Annotated in this window: 16 protein-coding genes; 4 read left to right on the top strand and 12 right to left on the bottom strand. The window is 67.8% G+C overall.

All coding sequences use genetic code 11. The annotated features are described in order from the left end of the window. Window position 1: 1 nt before the first annotated feature. Genes JYP50_RS15365 through JYP50_RS15340 form a run of 6 tightly spaced genes read right to left on the bottom strand, consistent with a single transcriptional unit; the run spans window position 2 to window position 7027 of the window. Window positions 2-1675, bottom strand: coding sequence for a BatD family protein (locus JYP50_RS15365; protein ID WP_206561434.1), 1674 nt, complete (start codon window positions 1673-1675; stop codon window positions 2-4). Then, complete coding sequence (locus JYP50_RS15360) at window positions 1659-3530, bottom strand: VWA domain-containing protein (protein ID WP_347136811.1); 1872 nt, start codon at window positions 3528-3530, stop codon at window positions 1659-1661. The genes JYP50_RS15365 and JYP50_RS15360 overlap by 17 nt, the downstream gene beginning before the upstream one ends. Next, window positions 3527-4579 carry a vWA domain-containing protein gene (locus JYP50_RS15355; protein ID WP_206561433.1) on the bottom strand — a complete coding sequence of 351 codons (1053 nt, stop codon included), beginning with the start codon at window positions 4577-4579 and terminating at the stop codon, window positions 3527-3529. Before JYP50_RS15355 ends, JYP50_RS15360 begins: the two co-directional genes overlap by 4 nt. Next, window positions 4576-5055: a DUF4381 domain-containing protein gene (locus tag JYP50_RS15350; protein ID WP_206561432.1), complete on the bottom strand. Its 480-nt coding sequence runs from the start codon at window positions 5053-5055 to the stop codon at window positions 4576-4578. Before JYP50_RS15350 ends, JYP50_RS15355 begins: the two co-directional genes overlap by 4 nt. Window positions 5056-5057: 2 nt before the next feature. Continuing rightward, window positions 5058-6059, bottom strand: a complete 1002-nt coding sequence (locus JYP50_RS15345; protein ID WP_206561431.1) for a DUF58 domain-containing protein — start codon at window positions 6057-6059, stop codon at window positions 5058-5060. 11 nt (window positions 6060-6070) lie between these two features. Beyond that, window positions 6071-7027, bottom strand: coding sequence for an AAA family ATPase (locus tag JYP50_RS15340; RefSeq protein WP_206561430.1), 957 nt, complete (start codon window positions 7025-7027; stop codon window positions 6071-6073). Between the two features lie 250 nt (window positions 7028-7277). Between JYP50_RS15340 and JYP50_RS15335 the strand changes: the two genes are divergently transcribed. Then, complete coding sequence (locus tag JYP50_RS15335; RefSeq protein WP_206561429.1) at window positions 7278-12122, top strand: NAD-glutamate dehydrogenase; 4845 nt, start codon at window positions 7278-7280, stop codon at window positions 12120-12122. A 33-nt stretch (window positions 12123-12155) separates the two neighbouring features. Here JYP50_RS15335 and rmf read toward each other — a convergent pair whose 3' ends face one another. The 4 genes from rmf to JYP50_RS15315 form a co-directional block, all read right to left on the bottom strand. After that, window positions 12156-12359 (bottom strand): ribosome modulation factor, encoded by a 204-nt coding sequence (gene rmf / locus JYP50_RS15330; protein ID WP_206561428.1) that lies wholly within the window; start codon window positions 12357-12359, stop codon window positions 12156-12158. Window positions 12360-12650: 291 nt separating this feature from the next. Beyond that, on the bottom strand, window positions 12651-13427 hold the full coding sequence (locus JYP50_RS15325) for a helix-turn-helix transcriptional regulator (RefSeq protein WP_206561427.1): 777 nt from the start codon (window positions 13425-13427) through the stop codon (window positions 12651-12653). 107 nt (window positions 13428-13534) lie between these two features. Continuing rightward, window positions 13535-15970, bottom strand: a complete 2436-nt coding sequence (locus JYP50_RS15320) for a TonB-dependent receptor domain-containing protein (RefSeq protein WP_206561426.1) — start codon at window positions 15968-15970, stop codon at window positions 13535-13537. Between the two features lie 113 nt (window positions 15971-16083). Then, window positions 16084-16488 carry a secondary thiamine-phosphate synthase enzyme YjbQ gene (locus tag JYP50_RS15315; protein WP_206561425.1) on the bottom strand — a complete coding sequence of 135 codons (405 nt, stop codon included), beginning with the start codon at window positions 16486-16488 and terminating at the stop codon, window positions 16084-16086. A 77-nt stretch (window positions 16489-16565) separates the two neighbouring features. On the opposite strand from JYP50_RS15315, the gene JYP50_RS15310 reads away from it, so the two are divergent. The 3 genes from JYP50_RS15310 (at window position 16566) to JYP50_RS15300 (ending at window position 19572) form a co-directional block, all read left to right on the top strand. Beyond that, window positions 16566-17882: a M20/M25/M40 family metallo-hydrolase gene (locus tag JYP50_RS15310; RefSeq protein WP_347136809.1), complete on the top strand. Its 1317-nt coding sequence runs from the start codon at window positions 16566-16568 to the stop codon at window positions 17880-17882. Window positions 17883-17886: 4 nt separating this feature from the next. After that, entirely contained in the window at window positions 17887-18990 is a 1104-nt protein-coding gene (locus tag JYP50_RS15305; protein ID WP_206561423.1) for a glutathione S-transferase family protein, read from the top strand. 126 nt (window positions 18991-19116) lie between these two features. Further along, window positions 19117-19572 carry a nitroreductase family deazaflavin-dependent oxidoreductase gene (locus tag JYP50_RS15300; protein WP_206561422.1) on the top strand — a complete coding sequence of 152 codons (456 nt, stop codon included), beginning with the start codon at window positions 19117-19119 and terminating at the stop codon, window positions 19570-19572. Between the two features lie 19 nt (window positions 19573-19591). Here the strand turns inward: JYP50_RS15300 and JYP50_RS15295 are convergent, their stop codons facing one another. Next, complete coding sequence (locus JYP50_RS15295; RefSeq protein WP_206561421.1) at window positions 19592-20401, bottom strand: UDP-2,3-diacylglucosamine diphosphatase; 810 nt, start codon at window positions 20399-20401, stop codon at window positions 19592-19594. A gap of 45 nt (window positions 20402-20446) precedes the next feature. Next, window positions 20447-22162 carry a lysophospholipid acyltransferase family protein gene (locus JYP50_RS15290; RefSeq protein ID WP_206561420.1) on the bottom strand — a complete coding sequence of 572 codons (1716 nt, stop codon included), beginning with the start codon at window positions 22160-22162 and terminating at the stop codon, window positions 20447-20449. Between the last annotated feature and the right edge of the window lie 4 nt (window positions 22163-22166).

Below are 22166 nucleotides of genomic sequence, written 5' to 3'. Positions count from 1 at the left end.
GTCAGGCGGGGTAGAGGCCCAGGGCGGGGGACTCGCCCGCCGCGCGCTTGCGCAGCGGCTTGCGTAATTCCCTGGCCAGCGCCGCGAGTTCGTCCCCGCGCCAGTGCCCGGTGTCGCCGGCGTAGAGTTCGCGGTTCAGGGTATCGATGGCCGACCGCAGGCGCGCGTCTGCGCAGTGAGCGGCGAAGCCGTCCAGGGTGAGGTCCGGCTCGTTGGGCATCAGGGCCCGTCCCCAGTCGAGCAGGGCCCGCCGAGCGCGGGTGGCCTGGTCGGCGGCGCAGGCCGCCAGCAGTGTCTTGTAGGCCGCGGCCTCGCCGGGCAAGGCGCGCTCGTGTTCCACCGGCGCCCGCTGTTGTTGCTGTCGCTGACGCCACAGCCAGGCCAGGGTCGCCAGCCAGCCCAGGGCGCTGAACAGGGCCACGCCCCGCCAGATCCACAATTCCACTGCCGTTCCCGTCGCGGTGACCGCGTCGCGGTTCGCCGTGGTGGTGGCGGGCGCCGGCAGGGGCGAGGGCGCGCTGTGGGGCGCGGCGGCCGCCACCTGGATCTCCCGGCCCGGCAGTACCGCCTCGCGCAACGCCCCGGACTCGGTATCCCACCAGGGAATGCGTACCTCCGGAATGCGGTAGGTGCCGGCGCTGGTCGGTACCAGCGCCGCGCTGTCCACGCGCTGGCCCACCAGGCCGCTGCTCGATTCACTCTCGCTGATTTGCGGCTGGTCGGGGTAGTACTTGAGCCCGGGGGTCGCGGGGAACAGCACGGGCGGCAGCTGCGCGCCCTGCAGGCCGCTGCCGGTGACGCGGATGGTGCGGGTGGCCGACTGCCCCGCCCGCAGTTGTTCCGGCGGCGTGGACCACTGCTCCTCGATCGCCAGCGAGGTCGCCGGCAGCCAGGTGGCACCGTCCGGGTAGGCGGCCGGTTGCTGCAGCACCTCGATGCGCAGCGGCTCGGTGACGCGCCGCACCAGGCGGCCGTTGCCGCGGTCGAACAGGCTGCGCCGGGCGATGCTCTCGCGGGCGCTGAAGGTCTGGGGCGGAATCTCCAGCGTGCCGCTGGACTCGGGGAAGATGGCGTAGCGAATTTCGTGCACCAGCCAGGGCCGGCCGTCGACCGTGCGCTGGAACGAGTTCTGCTCCAGCGGTTTGACAAAGGCATTGTCCAGCCGCAGTTCGCTGACACTGCGCGCATCGAGATTGATCGCCTGTTGTATCCGCAGGGTGAGCAGTACCTGGCCCTGGACATAGACCGCCTCGCGGTCCACCTCCGCCTCGAACAGCACCTGCTGGTCGCCGCCGGGCAGCTCCGGGGGCGGCCCTACCTCCACGGTCACCGCGTTGGAGCGCTCCCCGCCGCTGGCCAGTGGCGGTATGCGCAGGGCGCCCTGGCGCAGCGGGCTCAGGTCCACCACCAGTTGCTTGGTATGGCTGCGCTGGCCGTTGACGATCTGCACGCTGCTGGCGGAGGAGCGTTGCAGGATGTCGAAGTCGCGCTTCAGCGGCTCCAGGTCGATGTCGGCCAGTTCCTCGTCGCCTGTGGTTTCGATCACCAGGCGCAGGGTGTCGCCCATGGCGATTTGCCGGCGGTCGACGCTCGCTTCCAGCGCCGCCCTGGCGCCGGCGCTGAACAGGGTCAGCAGCGCCATCGCGAACACCATTGTCCTACCAGTACGTGTCATTTTCCGGCTTCTCTCCCTGTTGTTGCCGCTGCCGGCTTTGGTAGCGGAATTTCTCGCGCAGCAGACCGGAAGGGTCGTCGGGTACCCGGCGCAGCCATTGCTGCAAGGCCTGGTCGCGCTCGGCCTGTTGTGGGTCCGGCGCGGCCGCGGCCGGCCCCTGTTCGGCTTCGCCGTCCCGTGGCTCACCCGCTTGCGCGCTGCTGCCGTCGTCCCCGGCCTGTGGCTCCTGTTCCCGGGGGGCGCTCGCCTCGTCGCCGGCTTCGGTACCGGATTGCGAGTCCTCCGGCGACTGTTGCGACTGTTCGGGCTCGCCAGGCTCCGGCCGGGAGCCCCCGTCGTCCTGTTGCCGCGAGTCTCCGCCCTGTTGCTGCGGGTTATCTTCCTGCGGCTGCGAATCGCTGTCCTGTTGTTGCTCGCCACCGGACTGCTGGTCCCGCTCACCCGCTTGGTCGCCCTGTTGCTGTTGTTGATCGCGCTGCTGCTGTTCTTTCAGCGTCTCGACCAATTCCAGGTTGTCCCGGGCGTCGCTGCGCTCGGGTTGCCGGGCCAGCGATTCGCGGAAGGCCTCGATTGCCGCGTCCAGCTCGCCGGCGCGGGCCAGGGCGTTGCCGCGGTTGTACCAGTCGTCGGCGCTATCGCCGCGGCCAAACTGCCGCGCCGCGGCGTCGAAGTCGCCGTGTTCGTAGGCCGCGGTGCCGGCCCAGGCCGAATCCTCGAACAATTGCTCGGCGCGCTCGGCGTCGCCCTCGAGCAGGGCCCGCCGCCCCTGCTGGTCCGGAGTCAGCCACAGGTCGTCCCAGCCTTGCGCGCGGGCGGCCTCGGGGCCGCCCAGCAACAGCAAGGGCAGGGCGGTGACCAGCAGGCCGCGACGGAATAGCAGCGCCGCCAGCGGCAGCAACAGTAACACCAGTGCGTAGCCCTGGTCCTCCCACTGGTCGGCGCGGCGTTCGGCGGCGGACAGGCGCTCGCGGCCCGGTAGGGTGGTCCGTTGCGCCAGGGCCTCCAGGTCGTCGCTGCCGATTTGCATCGGCAGGTAGCTGCCCCCGGCCCGCTCCGCCAACTGTTGCAGCTCGGCCTCGTTCAGCGCGGGCACCACGATCGCCCCGCTCGGATCCTTGAGGAAACCGCCGTCCGGCAGCGGCAGCGGCGCACCGCTGGGGGTGCCCACACCCATGACCACCAGCTCGACACCGGCATCGCGCACCGCCCCGGCGATGGCTTGCCGCTGGCGCTCGCTGACCGCGTCGGTCAGCAACAGGATGCGGCCGCTGCCGGCGGCCCCGGACCGCAGCAGGTCGAGGGCGAGTTCGACCGCGCCCGCTGCGTCGCTGCCCGGCACCGGCATCATGTCCGGGTTGAGCGCCGGCAGCAGGTTGGCGATGGTGGGATTGTCGTCGGTCAGCGGGGTCACCACGTGGGCGTCGCCGGCGAAGGCCACCAGGCCGGTTTGGCCTTCCCGGCGCCGCGCCAACAGATCCAGGATCTTTTGCCGCGCGCGGTCGATGCGCGAGGGCGCCAGGTCGGCGGCCTTCATCGAGTAGCTCAAGTCCAGCAGGATGACCAGGGCGTCCTCGCGCTGGTGAACCGGCTGCGGAATTTTCTCCAGGCTGGGGCCGGTCATGGCGATGACCGCCAGTACCCAGCCCGCCACTAGCCAGGGCAGGGCGCGGCCGCGCCGCGCTGGAGCGCTCGCCGGGGTCCCGCCCACCAGGTAGGGTAGCAGCGCCGGTGAAATGACGTTGCTCCAACTGCCGGCGCGGCGCCCCGACAGACCCAGCGCCAGTCCCAGCAGCGCCACTGGCAGCAGCGCCCACAGCCATTCCGGGCGCATCAGGTGCAGTGCCCCCAGGGTCACGAGGCCGCCCTCCCTTCGCCGCCGGCCAAAGCGCCGGCGCGCCGGAACAGGCCGCTGCGATAGCAGTGCAGCAGGGCCAGGGCGAAGCTCAGCGCCAGCGCGCCGCCCAGGGGCCAGTAGCCCAGGGATTGGCGCGGCCGGTACAGCGCGACGTCCTGCTCCACCGGCTCCAGTTCATCCAGCAACTGATAGATGCCGGCGAGCTCCCGAGGGTCGCGGGCGCGGAAATAGCGCCCGCCGGTGAGTTCGGCGATGGCGCGCAGGCTGTCCTCGTCGAGTTCCGCCGAGGGGTTGACCTGGCGAGAGCCGAAACTGGAACCGAACAGGCCGGGCAGGGTCAAGCGGTCGGCGCCGATGCCGATGGTGTAGATGCGTATGTCCAGGTCGCGTGCCAGCCGGGCGGCGTCCATCGGCTGCACCGAGCTGGCGGTGTCCTGGCCGTCGGTGAGCAGGATCAGCACGCGGCTGTCGGCGGGGCGCTCTTTCAGGCGCTTGACCGCCAGGCCGATGGCGTCGCCGATGGCGGTTTCCTGGCCGGCGAAACCGATTTGCGCTTCCTCCAGGAAGCGCCGCACGGTCGCGGTGTCGAAACTGAGCGGGGACTGTACGTAGGCCTTGCTGCCGAACAGGATCAGGCCCAGGCGGTCGCCGGCGCGGCGGCCGATAAAATCGGCGCCCACCACCTTGACCGCGTCGATGCGGCGCAGTTGTTGTTGGCCCAGCACCATGTCCTCGATGCGCATGCTGCCGGAGATGTCCACCGCGAGCATCAGGTCGCGCCCGCTGCTGGGCAATTCCACCGGTTCGCCGATCCATATCGGTCGCGCCGCGCTCGCCACCAGGCAGGCCCAGAGCAGCCACAGCAACAACAGCGCGGGCCACTGGCGCGCGCCGCTCGCGCCGCCGCGTTGTTCGCTCAACGCGCGCCACTGTTCATAAAAGGGTACCCGCAGCGCCGCCTGTCGCGAGCGCGCCGCCGGCAGCAGGCGGCGCAGCAACCAGGGCAGGGGCAACAGTGCCAGCAACCAGGGCCAGACCCACTCGATCATCGGCCGCTCCTGTGGCGCCGTATCCACTGGCGCGCCGCCCGGTACAGGTCGTCGCGCTCGATTTCTTCCGCCGGCGGGCGGTAGAGCTGGCGCACGAAGGCCGGGCCGAACAGCGGCGGCCCCTTGCCGCCGGCGGTATCGTTGAGAAAGTCCAACCACGCCTCGCCGTTGAGCGCGGCGACCTCGCGCCGCGGAAAACTGCGCACCGCGACCGCCTTCAGCAGGCGATTGCAGGGTTCTATGAAGGGCTTGTCGCTTGAGGCCGTACACGCGGCATGCAAGGCGTCCAGCTGCGCGACCGCCAGACGCCGGTAGCGGCGCGCGCGGTGGCGTCGCCACAGCCACAGGGCGAGGGCGGCCAGCGCCACTAGCGCCAGCGCCGCCAGCAACCACCAGCCGGGAGCCGGCGGCCACCAGTGCGGTTCCGGCGGTTGTCGCAAGGGGTGCAACTGGGCGAGCGGGTCCTGTGCCTGCATGGTCAGCGCCGCGCCTCGCCAGGCCGGGCCACGCCAGGCCGGGCCACGCCAGGCCGGGCCGCGCCAGGCCGGGCCTCGCCGTAGTAGCGCTGCAGTGTGGGCAGCGGCGCCTGGTCGGTGGTGAACTGCAACAGTGGAATACCCAGTCGCTGCAGGTCGCTGGCCAGGGTCTCGGCGCGCTCGCGGGCCTGGTGTTCGAAGGCGCGGCGCAGGGCGGTGTCGGCGGTATTCAATTGCGCCCGTTCGCTGCCGTCGGTGACCGCGTACACGCCGGAACGCGGCAGCGCCTGCTCCAGCGGGTCGCGGCAGGCAAAGGCGGAAATCTCGGCGTGCTGGGCCAGTTGGTAGAGGTGCTCGCGGGCGCGGGCCTCGGTGGCGCCGTGAAAATCGCTGATCAGGTAGATGCTGCTACCCGGCCGGGCCACGCGGCGCAGATTGGCCAGCATGGCGGCGAAGCTATCGCTGGCCTCGGTGTCCGCCAGCGGCAGGCGGTGGTTGTACTCGACGACCTGCGAGAGAATGGCGAGCACGGTTTTGCGGCTGCGGCGCGGCCGTATCTCGCGGTGATCCTGGCCGTTGAACACCAGGCCGCCGACGCGATCGCCGTTGTTCAGCGCGCTCCAGGCCACCAGGCCCGCCAGGTGGGCCGCCAGCACCGACTTGAAACAGTGGCGGGAACCGAAGAACTGGCTGTTGCGCTGGTCGACCGCAATCAACACCGGGCGCTCGCGTTCCTCGCGAAACAGTTTGGTATGGGCGCTGCCGGTGCGCGCGGTGACGCGCCAGTCGATGGCGCGGATATCGTCCCCCGGCTGGTAGCCGCGCACCTCGTCGAAATCGATGCCGCGGCCGCGGAAGTTCGATTTGTTGGGGCCCGCGAGAACGCTGAGCGCGCGCTTGCGTCGCCACAGCTGCAGTTGCGCCGCGGGGAAACGCAGGGCGATCAACTCGCCGAGGTCGGCGTAGGCGCCCTGTGGCGGTCGTTGCACGATTGCGTGTTGCATGGCCCTCCGGCTCAGCCAGCCGGCACCAGGGCCAGCAGTTCGCGAATCACCTGGTCGGCGGTGACCCCGTTGGCCTCGGCCTCGAAGCTCAACAGCAGGCGGTGCCGGAACACATCGGCGGCGACCGCCTGCACATCGTCCGGGGTAACGAAGTCACGGCCCTGCAGCCAGGCGTGGGCGCGGGCGCAGCGGTCCAGGGCGATGGTGGCCCGCGGGCTGGCGCCGAATTCGATCCACGCGGCCAGTTGTTCGGAGTAGGGCGCGGGCTCGCGACTGGCGATCACCAGCTGCACGATGTAATCCTCGACCGCTTCGGCCATGTGCATGGCCAGCACTTCGCGGCGCGCCGCCAGCACGGTTTCCTGGGACAGCGGCTGTGGCGGTTCGCCGCCGCGATGCGCGGCTTCGGCGCGGGTCAGGCGCAGGATCTCGCGCTCCGCGGCGGCGTCGGGGTAGCCGACCCTGACGTGCAGCAGGAAACGGTCAAGCTGAGCTTCCGGCAGGGGATAGGTGCCCTCCTGCTCGATGGGGTTCTGGGTGGCCATCACCAGGAACAGTTCCGGCAGGTCGTAGGTCTGGGTGCCCACGCTCACCTGGCGCTCGGCCATGGCCTCCAGCAGCGCCGACTGCACTTTGGCCGGCGCGCGGTTCACCTCGTCCGCCAGCACCAGGTTGTGAAACACCGGGCCGCGCTGGAACAGGAAGCTGCCGTCCTGGGGGCGGTAGATCTCGGTGCCGGTCACGTCGCCGGGCAGCAGGTCAGGGGTGAACTGAATGCGGTGAAAGCTGCCCTCGATGCCATCGGCGAGGGATTTAATGGCCCGGGTCTTGGCCAGTCCGGGCGCGCCCTCCACCAGCAGGTGGCCGTCGGCGAGCAGGGCGATAATTAGGCGCTCAACCAGATGGGCCTGACCGATAATCTGCTGGCTGAGCCAGCTTTCCAATGCTCTCAGCTCTGCGCTTGCCACGCGATCTCCTGTTGTTTACTGCACTTTATCATGGGCATTGCGACCACCGCGGCAGCCGGCGGAGGTGCGCCGCATTCTACGCAATGCGCGGCGCCGGGCCAATCGCCGCGGAAAAGGTGCTGCTGTGACCGGGGCCGTGTGCAAAAGTTCCGCCCGCGGCTGGCTACAGCGAAGGCGAATTAGTCTAGACTATCGGGCAAATCACGGGGCCCGCCGCAAGGGGCCCCGACCGGACGCGAGCAAAATATCCATGGCATGGGACGCAGTAAAAAACAGCCTGCTTGAAGAGCTGGCACAACGCATTGATAAACGTGGCGACGCGGCGCACCGACGCTCGCTCCACAACCTGGCCGGCGCCTTTCTCAGCCGCTTTCCGGCCGAGGACATGCGCGGCCGTTCGGTGGAAAACCTGTACGGCTGCCTCTATGGCCTGCTGCGCTTCATGGACAGCTGGGACGCGCCGCGGCCCAAGGTTAGGATTTTCAATCCCGAGCTCCAGGGGCACGGCTGGGAAAGCAAGTACACGGTGGTGGCGGTGCTGTGCCGGGACATGCCGTTTTGCACGGCCTCGGTGCGCGGCGAGCTGAACCAGCGCAATATTCGCATTCACGCACTGGCCAGCTGCAACCTGGTGACCCGGCGCGACGCCGACAACGGATTGCAGGCGGTGCTCGACGACGACGGCGCCGACGGCGATTCCCACGAGAGCCTGCTGTACTTCGAGATCGGCCGGCACTCCCAGCCCGAGGAACTGGAGGAGCTGCGCCATACCCTGGAGGCGGTGCTCGGCGAAGTGGCGCTGGTGGTGGACGATTTCCACGCCATGCGCCAGCGGCTGGACGAGGCCACCGAGGTCATCGCCAACACCGGCTGCGTGGACGAGGACTACCGCGAGGAGGCCATCGCCTTCTGCCAGTGGTTGCGCCAGGACCACATGACCTTCCTCGGCTACGAGTACCTCGCGGTGCGGCGCGAGGGCGCCCAGGTCGAGGTGCTGGTGGACGAGGACGCCAGCCTGGGCCTGTTGCGCAAGCGCAGCACCCGCGGCCCCCAGGATTTGCTCGCGGATATCAATGCCATGCCACCGGACGAACTGCAGCGCCGGCAGCTCAGTTTCTCCAAGTCGCGCGTGCGCTCGCGGGTGCACCGCCTGGCCTATCCCGACTATGTGGAAATCAAGGTTTTCGACGAGCGCGGCGAGCTGCTGGGGCAACATCGCTTCATCGGCCTGTTCACCTCCACTGTCTATACCATGCACCCCTCGCTGATCCCCATCCTGCGGCGCAAGGTGGAGCAGGTGATCGAGCTCTCCGGCCTGGACTTCAGCGAGCACGACGGGCGCGAACTGGAGCGGGTGCTGGAACTGTTCCCCCGGGACGAGCTGTTCCAGTCCAGCATACGCGAGCTGTTCGACACGGTGATGGCGGTGAACCGCATCCAGGAGCGGCGCCAGACGCGCCTGTTCGTGCGCAAGGACGTGCACGGCAAGTTCGTCAACTGCCTGGTGTACATGCCCCGGGACCGCTACACCACCGAGCGGCGGGTGCTGATGCAGGACATCCTGACCCGCGCCTTCGGCGCCGAGGAGTCGGAGTTCACCACGCACTTCTCGGAGTCCATCCTGGTGCGCTGCCATTTCGTGCTGCGGGTCAACCCCGCGGACGTTCGGAGTTACGATGTCAATGAAATCGAGGAACAGATAGTGCAAGCCACCCTCGCTTGGGAAGACCGCCTGCGCATCCGCCTGGTGGAGGAGTTCGGCGAGGAGCAGGGCGAACACCACGCGCGCAACCTCGGCACCGGGTTCCCGCCGGGCTACCGCGACGACTTCGATCCCCGCGTGGCGGTGATGGATATTCACCGCATCCTGTCGCTGCAGTCCGGCGACGAACTCGCCATGCGCCTGTACCGGCTGCTGGAGGAGGGCGACCAGAAGCTGCGCCTGCGTCTCTACCACCGCGGCGACTCGCTGCCGCTGTCGGACATCCTGCCGATCCTGGAAAACCTGGGGCTGCGGGTGGTGTCGGAGCGGCCCTACGGGGTGCGCGCCGCCGACGGCCAGACCTTCTGGATCCAGGAGTTCAGCCTGATCTACTCCCTGGCCAACGACATCGACCTGGAGCAGGTGCGCGACGAGTTCGAGGACGCCTTCTCGCGTATCTGGTTTGGCGAGGCGGAGAACGACTCCTTCAACCGCCTGTTGCTGGGCACCCGCCTGAGCTGGCGGGAAATCGCCCTGCTGCGGGCCTATGCCCGCTACCTGCGGCAGCTGCAGTTCCCCTACAGCGTCGACTACATCGCCGAGACCATGGCCAACCACCTGCACATCACCGCGGGGGTGGTGGAGTTGTTCCTGACCCGCTTCTCGCCGGTGTTCGACGGCGACGAGGACTGGCGCGCCCAGCGCGAGGGAGCGGTGGAGCAGCGCATCCTGGACTCCCTGGAGCAGGTGCAGAACCTGAGCGAGGATCGCATCGTGCGGCAGTTCGTCACCGTGATCAAGGCGACCCTGCGCACCAACTTCTTCCAGGAGGCCGGGCGCGGCGTCCTCAAGCCCTATTTCTCGTTCAAGCTCGACCCCCGGGCGATTCCAGAGGTGCCGGCGCCGGTGCCCATGTACGAGATCTTCGTGTATTCCCCCCGGGTGGAGGGCGTGCACCTGCGCGGCGGCAAGGTGGCCCGCGGCGGGCTGCGCTGGTCCGACCGGCTGGAGGATTTTCGCACCGAAGTGCTGGGCCTGGTGAAGGCGCAGCAGGTGAAGAACGCGGTGATTGTGCCGGTGGGCGCCAAGGGCGGCTTCGTGGCCAAGAACCTGACCCCGGACATGGGTCGCGACGAGATCCAGCAGGAGGGTGTGGAATGCTACAAGCTGTTTATCCGCGGGCTGCTGGACATCACCGATAACCGCACCGAATCCGGCATCCAGCGCCCGCCGCAGGTGGTGGCCAAGGACGAGGAGGACCCCTACCTGGTGGTGGCGGCGGACAAGGGCACCGCGACCTTCTCGGATATCGCCAACGCCCTCGCGGACGAGTACGGTTTCTGGTTGGGCGACGCCTTCGCCTCCGGCGGCAGCGCCGGCTACGACCACAAGAAAATGGGCATCACCGCCCGCGGCGCCTGGGTGTCGGTGCAGCGCCACTTCCGCGAGATGGGTGTCAACGAGCAGACCACCGACTTCACCGTGGTAGGTGTCGGCGACATGGGCGGCGACGTGTTCGGCAACGGCATGCTGCGCTCGGAGCACATCCGCCTGGTGGCGGCCTTCAACCATCTGCACATTTTTGTCGACCCCGAACCCGACGCCGCCGCCAGTTTCGCCGAGCGCCAGCGCCTGTTCGAACTGCCGCGCTCCTCCTGGGCCGATTACGACCAGGCGCTGATTTCCAAGGGCGGCGGTGTGTTCAGCCGTTCGGCCAAGTCGATCACCATGACCCCGGCGATGAAAGCCCGCTTTGGCATCGACGAAGACCACCTGACGCCCAACGAACTGATTACGCGTCTGCTGTGCGCCGAGGTGGACCTGTTGTGGAACGGCGGTATCGGCACCTACGTCAAGTCCAGCCTCGAGTCCCACACCGGGGTCGGTGACAAGTCCAACGACGGCGTGCGGGTCAACGCCAACCAGCTGCGCTGCAAGGTGGTGGGCGAGGGCGGCAACCTGGGCATGACCCAGATGGCGCGCCTGGAGTACTGCCTGCACGGCGGCCGTTCCAATACCGACTTTATCGACAACGCTGGCGGCGTCGACTGTTCCGACCACGAGGTCAATATCAAGATCCTGCTCAACGCCATCGTGGCCCGCGGCGACCTCACCGAGAAGCACCGCAACGCCCTGCTGGAGGAGATGACCGAGAGCGTCGCCGAACTGGTGCTGAAGAACAACTACCGCCAGGTGCAGGCCATCAGCCTGGCCGAGTTCCAGGCCCTGGAGCGCAGCGGCGAGTATCAGCGCTACATCAACTACCTGGAGCACAGCGGTCGCCTCAACCGGGAGCTGGAGTTCATTCCCTCGGACGAGGAGCTGGCCGATCGCCTGGTTCAGGGCAAGGGCCTGACCCGGCCCGAGCTGTCGCTGCTGGTGTCCTATACCAAGGCCATGCTCAAGGAGCAGCTGATCGACTCGGACCTGGGCAAGGACCCGCACCTGGCCAACGCGGTGCGCACCGCCTTCCCCGAGCGCCTGCTGGAGACCTACGGCGAGGAGCTGCGCCAGCACCGCCTGCACCGGGAAATCATGTGCACCCAGATCGCCAACGATATCGTCAACCGCATGGGCCTGACCTTCGTGCAGCGCCAGCGCAAGGCCACCGGGGCGCCGGTGGCGGACGTGGCCCGGGCCTATACCACGGTGATGGAAGTGTTCTCCGTGGCCGGGTTGTGGGACGAAATCGAGGCCCTGGATCACCTGGTGGACGCCCGTATCCAGCTGGAGATGATGCTCAACCTGATTCGCCTGGTGCGGCGGGCGGTGCGCTGGTTGCTGCGCAATCGCCGCCACGAGCTGGCCCCCACCGGTTGCATCGCCGAGTTCGGCGACGGCGTGGCGACGTTGCGCGAGGCGGTTCCCGAGCTGCTGCGCGGCCGCCTGAAGGAGCAGTTCGAGGGGTTGGAGCGCCGCTACCTCGACGCCGGCGTCGGCGAGACGCTGGCGCGCCGGGTGTCCAGCGCGGTGCTGTCCTACACCGCCCTGGGCATTATCCAGGCCGCGGCGGAGACCGCCTCGCCGCTGTTGCAGGTGGCCGAGCTGTATTACTTCCTGGGCGAGAAACTGGAGCTGGACTGGTTCAGCGGCCAGATCCTGGCCAGCAAGATCGACAACGAGTGGCAGGCGATGGCCCGGGATACCTATCTGGAGGATCTGGAGTGGCAGCAGCGCACCCTGGCGGTGGGCGCCCTGAGGCACATGGCGGAGGCTTGCGACGGCGATACGGAGAGCTGTTTCAAGGCCTGGTCAAAGCAGGAGGCGCCGTTGCTGAAACGCTGGCGGGAGATGCTGAGCGAATTGCACACCACCAATGCGCCGGATTTCGCCATGTTCGCCGTGGCCAATCGCGAACTGCTGGACCTGGCCCAAAGCAGTATGCGCGACTGACACGGCTGTCAGGTGGAAAGGATGTTTGTGGGTCTATGAGACGCGAAGTTTGTGCACGCCCGACACACCGGTCAGGCCATCCCACTGGTCGCTGCGACCCTCGCGCCAGCCGCATATCCAGTTTTGTCGGTGTTCGCTGTCGGCGTGTGGGCAATAGTCGATGCTGCGGCCGGAGACACCGGCCTGGTAGCCTCGATCAAACGCCCTGGTGTTCATATCGCGTTTCTGTCTTCTCATAGAGTTTGCCTCCGTCTTGGACACCGCAACCGTCGCCGAGGGGAGAGCTGCACACCCCGGGTGGGGGGGCGGTCGGCGGGTTGACGTGTCAGTCTTTCGCGACTTTCTCGATGTCAGTTTGGTTTGCTTGAATATCGCAAAGCAATACTGCGAAGTGGTGCCAGTAGTATCGCGGGATACCCGGGCACGAATTCATGAAACCAGAGCATGACAAGCAAGTCGACTAATGTTTTGGAACAAGGAAAGCGGCTTTTATAACGCTTGCTTGTTAAAAGCGCCCGAGTTGGCCGCTCAGGCCCGGGCAGGGCCGGCGGCGGCGCCGATATAACCCAGCATCGCCGCCCGGTACAGGGCCTGGGAGCGCCCCGACACCGCCAGCTTGCGCGCCGCGTTGGTGATGTGAAAACGCACCGTGGGCAGGGAGATGTCCATGATCAAGGCCATCTCGGCGTCGGTCTTGCCCAGGGCCGCCCATTTCAGGCACTGGATTTCCCGCGGGGTCAGCCGCGGCGGGCACTCCAGCCGCGCCCGGGTGCTGCAGTCCCGGTAGCTGGACAGGAAGATCAGCGCCAAACCCAGCAGTTCGCCGGCGTGGCGCGCGAACACCTCGGCCACCGGCAGCTCCGGATCCGGTGTCGCCCATACCACCGCGCCGATCACGCCGCCGGGCAGGTGGCAGGGCACGGCGATCGCCGCCGCGACCCCGAAGCCGTCGTAGTCCTCCTGCTCGTTGACCGCCTCCAGGGCGGGGCAGTGGCGCCAGGAGGACAGCCTGCCCGCGCCCAGGTAGAAGGGCTCGGCGCACACCCGGCAGGCCTGGATGATGGCCGCGCGCAGGGCGAACCCGGGATCCTCCCAGTAGCGCAGGTTGGGGTCGACCCAGGAAAAGGTGGTTTCCGCCAGCGGGCGCCCCGCGCGGTCGATCAGCGGGCGCGGGCTGCTGATGTCGGCGCTGGCGGCGATATAGGGCAGGCCGATGCGCCGGCCGATCGCGGCAACCCGCTCCGCCAGGGCCTGGACCTCGTCCTGCGCGGCCTCCCGCTGTCCCGTCTGTGTCGCCGCCGGCATTGTTATGTGCTCCCGCTCTGGCCAGCTGACAAGCTTGCCTGCGAGAGGGGGGGATCGCAAGCGCTCGCCCGCGGGCGGCGGGCGGCGGGCGAGGGGGTCGACGGGCATCAGAAGCGGAAGGTCACGCTGGCGCCGTAGGTCAGCCCCCGGCCCGGGAAGCGCACCGCGGTGTTGGCGTTGGTGGCCACCGCCAGCCAGTAGTACTCGTCGGTCAGGTTGGCGCCCCACAGGCTGGCGCTCCAGCGCTCGTCGAGCGACTGAATCGAAGCCGTCATATTGAGCAGGCCGTAGCCATCGATGGCGTGGTCGTCACTGTTTTGCAGGTTGCCGTAGCTCTCGTCCTGGTAGCGGCCGTTCAGGGTGAGGGCCATGCCCAGGGTATCGGAAATGGGCCGCTCGTAGAGCAGGGTAAGGCTGCCGCTGGCCTCGGGGCTGTAGAGGAAGCTGTTGCCGTCGAAATCGGCCGCTTGGCCCGCGGCGTCGATACCCTCGTAGTCCTGTACCTCGGTGTGCAGGAAGGTGGCGCCGAGGATCGCCGTGAGGTGCTGGTTGACCCGCCAGGAAATCTCGGTGTCCAGGCCGTAGGCCTCGGAGTCGGGCACGTTGTTGATCCGCGACAGGGCGGTGTAGATCGGGTCGGCGAAGTAGACGCTGAGCTGCTTGTCCTTGTAATCGTAGAAGAAGGCCGAGGCATTGGCCTGCACCCGCTGGCCGAACAGGGCCGCTTTCACGCCCAGTTCATAGGCCAGCAGCTCCTCCTGGGTCGCCGGGGCGTTCTGGGTGGAAATGTTGGCGGCGTTCACCGGTGTCACCCCGGCCTTGGTGCCCCGGGACAGGGAGGCATAGAACAGGGTGTCGACCGTGGGGGTCCAGTTGGCCACCAGGCGCCAGGCCACGTTGTCCTCGTTGAGCTCCGATTCGACAATGCCGAAGCTGAGTGCCTCCGGGTCGAAGGTGTTGCAGTCGTTCTCGCCAATCGGTTCCACGAACGCGCCGTAGGTCTGCAGGAACAGGGCGCGGTTGGTGACATTGACGTTGGGCAGCATGCTGCCGTTGAAGTCGCGGGAGCAGCCGGCGTAGTCCTGGTCGTCCTCGCTGTAGCGGATACCGGTGGTCAGCGACAGGGTGTCGCTCAGTTCCCAGTCCGCGCTGGCGTAGATGCTGGCCGTGGTGGTTTCGATAGTGGCCTCGTCGCGGTAGGTGCGAAAGGCCTGCAGGGCGTCGGTGGGGGTGTAGCCGCCAGCGTTGAAGGGCGTGCCCAGCAGGCTCAGGGTGACGGTGCGGATCAGGCCCACGTTGGCGTTGTCGCCCAGCAGGGTGCGGTTGGCGTCCAGCAGGTCGTCCTCGGCGTAGTAGGCGCCGAGCAGCCACTTGACGCGCGCGGTGCTGCCCTCCAGGCGGATTTCCTGGGAGAAGCTCTCGATGGTGCCGTAGGCGTCCTGCACCAGGATTTCGTAGGGCGCGCCGCTCCAGTCGGAGAGTTCACTGCGCTCGAAGTCCTGGTAGGCGCTCAGGGACACCAGGCGCAGGTCGTCCCCCAGCGCCCAGTCGATGCTGAGCGTATAGGCGTCCAGTTTGTTGTCCTTGTCCAGGTCGCCCCCCAGGCCGGGGCCGATGCCTTCGTCCGCCGAGCGCACGGCCTGTGGTGCCCAGCTGGCATCCTCGGGGTTCGCGGGCCGGTTGGCCGCCACGTACTCCGGCAATCCCGGGGCGTTGAAGGGGCTGCCGGTGGTGCCTGGGGTAAAGCCGATGGCCTGGGCCGCCAGGGTATCCGAGGTGTCGCGCCATCCGCTGTAGGCGAGGTCGATGTTGAGGTTGTCGGTGGGCTGGAAGGCCAGGGCGGCACGCAGGCCGGTGCGGTGGACCTCGCCCAGTTCGTCGCCGCGATCCATCGCTTCCTGCCAGCCGTCGTTGCTGTCCTCGCGGCGCACCGCCAGGCGCCCCTGGATACCCTCTGTCAGCGGCCCGCTGACCATGCCCTCGAAATTGTAGGTGGCATCGTTGCCGACCTCGGCGGAGACCATGGCCTCGAAGGCATCGGTGGGCTTGCGGGTCACCAGGTTGATCAGCCCGGCGGTGGTATTGCGCCCGAACAGGGTGCCCTGGGGGCCCTTGAGCACCTCCACCCGCTCCAGGTCGAACATCGGCCCGGCATTGAGGATGGGGTAGGGGTAGGCCACCTCGTCGACGTAGGTGCCCACCGTGGAGGTGGCGGACATATTGATGGTATTGAAACCCACGCCGCGCAGGGTGTAGGTGGGCACGCCCTGATAGCTCTGGGCCACGGTGAAGCTGGGTACCACCGCGGTCAGGTCGGTGACGTCGTCCAGCCGCAGCTGCTCCAGGCGCCGGCCCTGGTAGGCCTGGATGTCCATGCCCACGTCGTTGACCGACTGCTCGTAGCGCTGGGCGGTGACGATGACGGTTTCCAGCGGCAGCACCTCGCCGCCGGTCTGGGCCTGGACGGCGCCCCCCAGGGGCAGGCTCAACAGGGCTATCGCGCGGGCGATATGGCGTTGTTTTCCAGGGCTGGATCTGTTCACGACGGACACCTCGCTATTAGCGTTGTTATTGCCGTGTAACGTCCTCCAAAGCGTCTGCGCGAACAAGCTGTTGAATGTGATAGGCCTTGTTATGGCCAGTGTTTACGCGACTTTCAGGGCAGGTGCGCCACCACCTGGCGCGCCCCGGCGTGGTGCCGGTGCTCCCACAGGTAGACGCCCTGCCAGGTGCCCAGCAGCAGCGCGCGGTCGCGGTAGGGAATACTCAGCTGGGTGGCGGTGAGAGCCGCCTTGATGTGCGCCGGCATATCGTCGGGGCCCTCCAGGGTGTGGCTGTAGAGCGGGTCGTTCTCCGGCACCAGGCGGTTGAGCCAGTTTTCCAGGTCGACGCGGGCGCTGTCGTCGTAGTTTTCCTGGATCAACAGGCTCGCCGAGGTATGGCGGATGAACAGCGTGCACAGGCCCTCGTCGGCGCCGGCCCGGGCCAGCAGTGGCGCCAGGCGGTCGGTGATGGGGTGCAGGCCCTGGCCGCGCACCGGAATGTCCAGTATTTCAATCATGGTGTGCTTCGGTTTTCCCCCGTATGGGGACAGATGGTATTGTCGCAGGCTGTCGCCGTCTACCGGGAGTGAAACGCGTGAAACGCCTGAGCCTGCTACTGCTACTTTGCCTGTCCGCCGCCGCCGCCGGCGCGGCGAACCTGAGTGACGCGGAACAATCCGTGGTGCGGGCCGTGGATGCCGGGGTGCCGGAGGCAACCCGGTTGCTGGAGGAGGTGGTCAACATCAACTCCGGCACCATGAATTTCGCCGGCGTGCGCCGCGTGGGCGAGGTCTTCGAGCGCGAATTCAAGGCGCTGGATTTCGACACCGACTGGATCGACGGCGAGGGCTTCGACCGCGCCGGGCACCTGGTCGCCAGCCGCGGTGCGCGCGGCCCGCGCATCCTGTTGATCGGCCACCTCGACACCGTGTTCGCCGCCGACAGCCCCTTCCAGCGTTTCCAGCGCGTGGATGCGCATCGTGTGAAGGGGCCGGGCATCACCGACATGAAGGGCGGCAACGTGGTGATGTTGCTGGCCCTGTCGGCGTTGCGCGAGGCCGGCCTGCTGGACGCGCTGCAGCTGCGGGTGGTGCTGACCGGGGACGAGGAGCTGCGCGGCAAGCCCCATGCCCTGGCCAACGCCGCCCTGGTGGAGGCGGCCCAATGGGCGGATATCGCCATCGGCTTCGAGGACGGCGACGGCGATCCCGCCACCGCGGTGATCAGCCGGCGCGGGGCGTCTTCCTGGCGCCTGGAAGTGGCCGGCAAGCCGGCGCACTCCTCGCAGATCTTTCGCGAGGACATCGGCGACGGCGCGGTGTTCGAGCTGGCCCGCATCCTGGATGAATGGCGCCGCAAGCTGCGCGGAGAGGCCAACCTGACTTTCAATCCCGGGGTGGTGGTGGCCGGCACCGACGTGCGGCTGGACCCGACCAGCGGCGAGGGCACGGCCTTTGGCAAGAGCAACGTGATTGCCCGCGACGCCCTGGTCAACGGCGGCATCCGCGCGGTGTCGCCGGAGCAGCTGCGGCGCGCGCAGCAGGTCATGCAGGCCGTTGCCGCCGACAACTCCCCCCACACCCGCGCCGAGTTGAGTTTTGCCGCCGGCTACCCGCCGATGGCGGCCAGCGAGGGCAACCGCGACCTGCTGGCGCTGTACAACCGGATCAGCGAGGCACTCGGCTACGGTCCGGTGCGGGCGGTGGACCCGCGCCGTGCCGGCGCGGCGGACATCTCCTTCGCCGCCGCCCACGTGCGGCAGGCGATCGACGGCCTCGGCCTGATGGGGGAGGGCGGCCACACGGTGGACGAGGTCGCCGACATGCGCACCCTGCCGCGGCAGGCGGCGCGCGCCGCGCTGTTGTTGCACCGCCTCGCGGCGGGATCATCGAGTAGCGAAGCGGGAGGTTGAGCGCATGAGCGCACAGTACACACTCTACGGCGGCGAACTGTCGCTGTACACCGGCAAGGCCAGGGCCTACCTGCGCTACAAGGGCCTGGATTTCCAGGAGCTGCCGGCCACCCGCGAGGTCTACAAGACCATCATTGTGCCCCGTGTCGGCGCGCCCATCGTGCCGGTGTTGGTCACCGACGACGACCAGCTGGTGCAGGACACCACCGAGATCATCGACTTTCTCGAGGCGCGCCATCCCGCGTGCCCGGTGTATCCCCAGGGGGGGCTGCAACGGCTGGTGGCGCTGATGCTGGAGTTCTACGGCGACGAATGGCTGGTGATCCCGGCCATGCACTACCGCTGGAGCGTCCTCGACGAACAGTACGACTTTATCATGCGCGAGTTCGGCGCGATGAACGCGCCCGGGGCCAGCGAAGAGGAGCAGATTCGCATCGGCGAGAAAATCTCGGCGCCGTTTCGCGGATCGATCGCGCACCTGGGTATCACCAAGGGCACCATTGACGGTATCGAGCGCGCCTATGCCGAGTTGCTGGAGCAGCTGGACGGCCACTTCGCGCAGTATGACTACTTGCTGGGCAGCCGGCCCTCCATCGGCGACTTCGGGCTGATCGGGCCGCTGTACGCGCACCTCGGCCGCGACCCGGTGCCGCGGGCGTTGATGGAACGCACGGCCCCCCACGTCTACCGCTGGGTGCAGCGCATGAACCGGCCCGTGCCCCGGGGCGGCGAATTCCTGGCTGACGACCGGGTCCCGGACAGCCTGCTGCCGGTGCTGGCGACCATGTGCCGCGATCACCTGCCGGACGCGCTGGACGTGGTGGCGCGCAATGCCCAATGGCTGCGGGACAACCCCGGCGGCAAGCTGCCCCGGGTGCTGGGCATGCACCCCTTTACCACCGGCGGCGCCAGCGGCGAGCGCTATGTCCACAGCTACGCCCAGTGGCTGTTCCAGCGCTGCCTGGATCAGTACCAGTCACTGCGCGACGAGGAGCGCCAGCGCGCCGATATTCTGCTGGCCACGGTGGGCGGCCTGGAGGCGATGCAGACCCGCATCACACACCGGGTCGCGCGCGTGCCCGGGCAGTTGGAACTGGTCGAGGCCTGAACCCGTGCCGGCGGCGCCGATGATCTGTTCGCCGCGCGGCGGCGTAAGCTGGACTAGGCTTAGAGCGGACTACCCGGGCAGGTGCCTAAACAGCTGCCCGTGCCACCATGAACGGAGGAGTGGAGCATGACCGAACAACGTATCGCCGACAACCTGCCGGACTGGATCAAGGACCACCTCAAGCGCTACATCGAGAGCGACGGCGCCGACGGGCACTACTGGGACGCGTCCCTGGGGGGCGGGGAGGGCATGGTGCCGACCCTGCTGCTGACCACCATTGGCCGCAAGTCGGGCGAGCCGCTGACCATCCCCTTGATCTACAGCCGCGCGGGGGATGGTTACTGTGTCATCGCCTCCAAGGGCGGCGCGCCGGCCCATCCGGCCTGGTTCCTGAACCTGGAGTCGGACCCGGAAGTTCACGTACAGGTGATGGCGGACAAATTCCGGGCCCGCGCGCGCATCGCCGAGGGCGGGGAACGCGAGGGCCTGTGGCGGCAGATGGTGGACATCTACGCGCCCTACACCAAATACCAGGAGGCGACGGATCGCCGCATCCCGGTGGTGGTGCTGGACCCGGTCTAGGGCTCATACCGGGCGGGGGCTAGGCCTCCTGGGTCTGGGTCTCGGCGAACAGCAGGGGCGTGGCGGTGGCCGGGTCGCCGATGCCGCGGATCAGGTGCAGGGCGCCGGCGAAGTCCTCGACCAGGGCCGTGCAGCTCTCCACCCAGTCGCCGTCGTTGCAGTAGAGGATGTCCTCGTACTGCTGGATCAGCGGGTGGTGCAGGTGGCCGCAGATGATGCCGTCGAGGCCTCGCTGACGGGCCATCAGCACGGCGGCGTCCTGGTAGGCGTCGATCGCCTGCTCCGCCTGGGCGATGTGGCCCTTGACCCACTTGGCCAGCGACCAGTAGGGCTTGCCGGTCATCTCCCGGTAGCGGTTGACCTGGCGGTTGACCGACATCAGGAAGTCGTAGGCGATATCGCCGATGGCGCGGTTGAGGCGGCTGTAGCGCACCGCGTAGTCCAGCTCGTCGCCGTGGATGACCAGGAAGCGGCGGCCGTCCACGGTTTCGTGCACGGCCTCCTGGCGCAGGTGTACGTTGCCGAATTCGCCGCCGCAGAACTCGCGGAAATTCTGGTCGTGGTTGCCGGGGATATAGATCACCTCGACGTGCTTGCGCGACAGCTTCAACAGCTTGCGCAGGACGTGGTTGTGGGACTCCGGCCAGTACACCCGGCGGTGCATGGCCCACACGTCCACGATATCCCCCACCAGGTACAGGCGCTCGCATTTTACCCGGTCCAGCAGTTGCAGCAGGTAGTCGGCCTTGCAGTGCACGCTGCCCAGGTGGACATCCGATATCCACAGGGTCCTGCAACTGATCTTGCCTTCTGTGTTTAGTGCCTCCATTCTCGCCTCCCTCCCCTTGGGTCAGTATTTGTCGCCACCCGCCATTCAGCCGCCTGCCAGGTAGCGTTTACGCTTGCGCGGTGTGAGCTGCTCGAGATCCGCCATCACGAAGCCATCCACGCAGTCGCCGAAGTCGTGATCGACGTTGAAGGCGGTAAAGGTCACGCCCTCCGGTTCGGTGGCCTGTGAGTAGTGTTTGTACAGCACCGGCACCGGCAGGCCTTTTTCCGCCAGCGCGTCGCGCAGGGCGCGGAAATCCTCGTCGCGATCGATGCCGGAGAACTCGGCGGCGAACTGGGCCTTCAGTTCCTCCGGTATCTGGAAGGGCGTGCGCGGGGCAATGTCCAGCGCCGTGTGGTTGTAGTGGGTGCCGTAATACCAGGCGATGCGCGCGATGGCGTCGACCCCGTAGAGCCGGCTGATGGAGGCCGGGCCGAACAGGTAGCGAAAACGCGGGTGCCGGCGAACAAAGGCGCCGATGCCATACCACAGGTAATCCAGGCTGTGCCGGGTCTGGTATCGCGGCTGCACGAAGCTGCGCCCGAGTTCCAGACCCTGTTCAAGGTAGGGCCGCATGTTGGGGCCGAAGTCGAACAGGCTGTGGGTATAGAGGGCGTCCACGCCGCCCCTGGCCATCAGGGCGGCCGCATCCCCGAGCCGGTAGGCGCCGGCGATCTCCATGTCTTCCGCGTCCCACAGCACCAGGTGGTGGTAGTCGCGGTCGTAGCGGTCGATGTCCCGGGGCAGGCCGGTGCCTTCGCCCACCGCGCGGAAGGTCAGCTCCCGCAGGCGGCCGATTTCGCGCATCACGCAGGGCGATTGCTCCATCCGCGCGAGGTAGATCTGCTTGCCGTCCACGGTGTCACCCAGGCGCTCGCTCTGGGCCAGCTCGCGCCTGAGCAGGCCGCGGTTCTCCGGCGCCGCCACGGTCTCGATAGAGCGGAACACCGGCCGCCGGTTGCGGGCGATGCGGTATACATGCTTGCGGAACATCTGCGCCAGTTTCTTGGCGGAAACATCCAGCGAGCTGTAGTTGTCGTAGGGGATCGGGTTGCCGACCCGGGCGTCCACCGCGTTGTGGCTCTGCTTGAACATCTCGCGCACCAGCCACAGGGTGGACAGGGGGCGCGCCAGGAAGGACAGGCTGTAGAAAAACAGCGAGTTGCGTCCGGCGACGAAGATCGGCAGCACCGGCGAGCGGGTGGCGCGGGCGATCTTGACGAAGCCGCTCTGCCACTCGCCGTCCTTGACGCCCTTGGCGCCGAAGCGCGAGACCTCGCCCGCCGGGAAAATGATCAGCGCGCCGTCGTCCTCGAGGTGGGCGCGGATATTGCGCAGGTTTTGCCGCGCGGTATTGCCGCTCATATTGTTGACCGGCAGCAGTACCGGGTGCAGCGGGTCGATGGCGGTGAGCAGGTCGTTGGCCACCACTTTTACATCGGGGCGCACCTGGCGCACCAGGTTCAGCAGGGCCAGGCCGTCGAGGGAGCCGATGGGGTGGTTGGCGGCGATCACCACCCGGCCACTGGTGGGAATACGCGCGCGCTCGCTGTCTCGCAACTTCAGGGTGAAATCGAAGTAGCGCAGGGTCGCGTCGACGAAGTCAAAACCCTGTAGATGGGGGTAGTCGCGACCGAATTGCTGAAAGCGTGATTCGTAGAAGAGAAAGCTGAGAAAGCGCGAGAGGGTTCTCGCGGTGGTGGCGTGTTGGTCAAAGAACCGGGGGTAGCGCGTTTCCAGAACGTGCTGGATGTTCAGCATTGGC

Origin of the sequence: Parahaliea mediterranea (assembly GCF_017255185.1) — a bacterium.
Lineage (GTDB): Bacteria > Pseudomonadota > Gammaproteobacteria > Pseudomonadales > Halieaceae > JAFKCZ01.
Note: the sequence above shows the minus strand (reverse complement) of the source record. Positions and strands in the feature narration are given on the sequence as shown.

Excerpts from the sequence above, each read along its gene's own strand:
- JYP50_RS15350 (WP_206561432.1), bottom strand. The coding sequence starts at position 5,055 with ATGCAGGCACAGGACCCGCTCGCCCAGTTGCACCCCTTGCGACAACCG.
- JYP50_RS15300 (WP_206561422.1), top strand. The coding sequence starts at position 19,117 with ATGACCGAACAACGTATCGCCGACAACCTGCCGGACTGGATCAAGGAC.
- JYP50_RS15335 (WP_206561429.1), top strand. The coding sequence starts at position 7,278 with ATGGCATGGGACGCAGTAAAAAACAGCCTGCTTGAAGAGCTGGCACAA.
- JYP50_RS15355 (WP_206561433.1), bottom strand. The coding sequence starts at position 4,579 with ATGATCGAGTGGGTCTGGCCCTGGTTGCTGGCACTGTTGCCCCTGCCC.
- rmf (WP_206561428.1), bottom strand. The coding sequence starts at position 12,359 with ATGAGAAGACAGAAACGCGATATGAACACCAGGGCGTTTGATCGAGGC.
- JYP50_RS15325 (WP_206561427.1), bottom strand. The coding sequence starts at position 13,427 with ATGCCGGCGGCGACACAGACGGGACAGCGGGAGGCCGCGCAGGACGAG.
- JYP50_RS15290 (WP_206561420.1), bottom strand. The coding sequence starts at position 22,162 with ATGCTGAACATCCAGCACGTTCTGGAAACGCGCTACCCCCGGTTCTTT.
- JYP50_RS15295 (WP_206561421.1), bottom strand. The coding sequence starts at position 20,401 with ATGGAGGCACTAAACACAGAAGGCAAGATCAGTTGCAGGACCCTGTGG.
- JYP50_RS15315 (WP_206561425.1), bottom strand. The coding sequence starts at position 16,488 with ATGATTGAAATACTGGACATTCCGGTGCGCGGCCAGGGCCTGCACCCC.
- JYP50_RS15305 (WP_206561423.1), top strand. The coding sequence starts at position 17,887 with ATGAGCGCACAGTACACACTCTACGGCGGCGAACTGTCGCTGTACACC.
- JYP50_RS15345 (WP_206561431.1), bottom strand. The coding sequence starts at position 6,059 with ATGCAACACGCAATCGTGCAACGACCGCCACAGGGCGCCTACGCCGAC.
- JYP50_RS15365 (WP_206561434.1), bottom strand. The coding sequence starts at position 1,675 with ATGACACGTACTGGTAGGACAATGGTGTTCGCGATGGCGCTGCTGACC.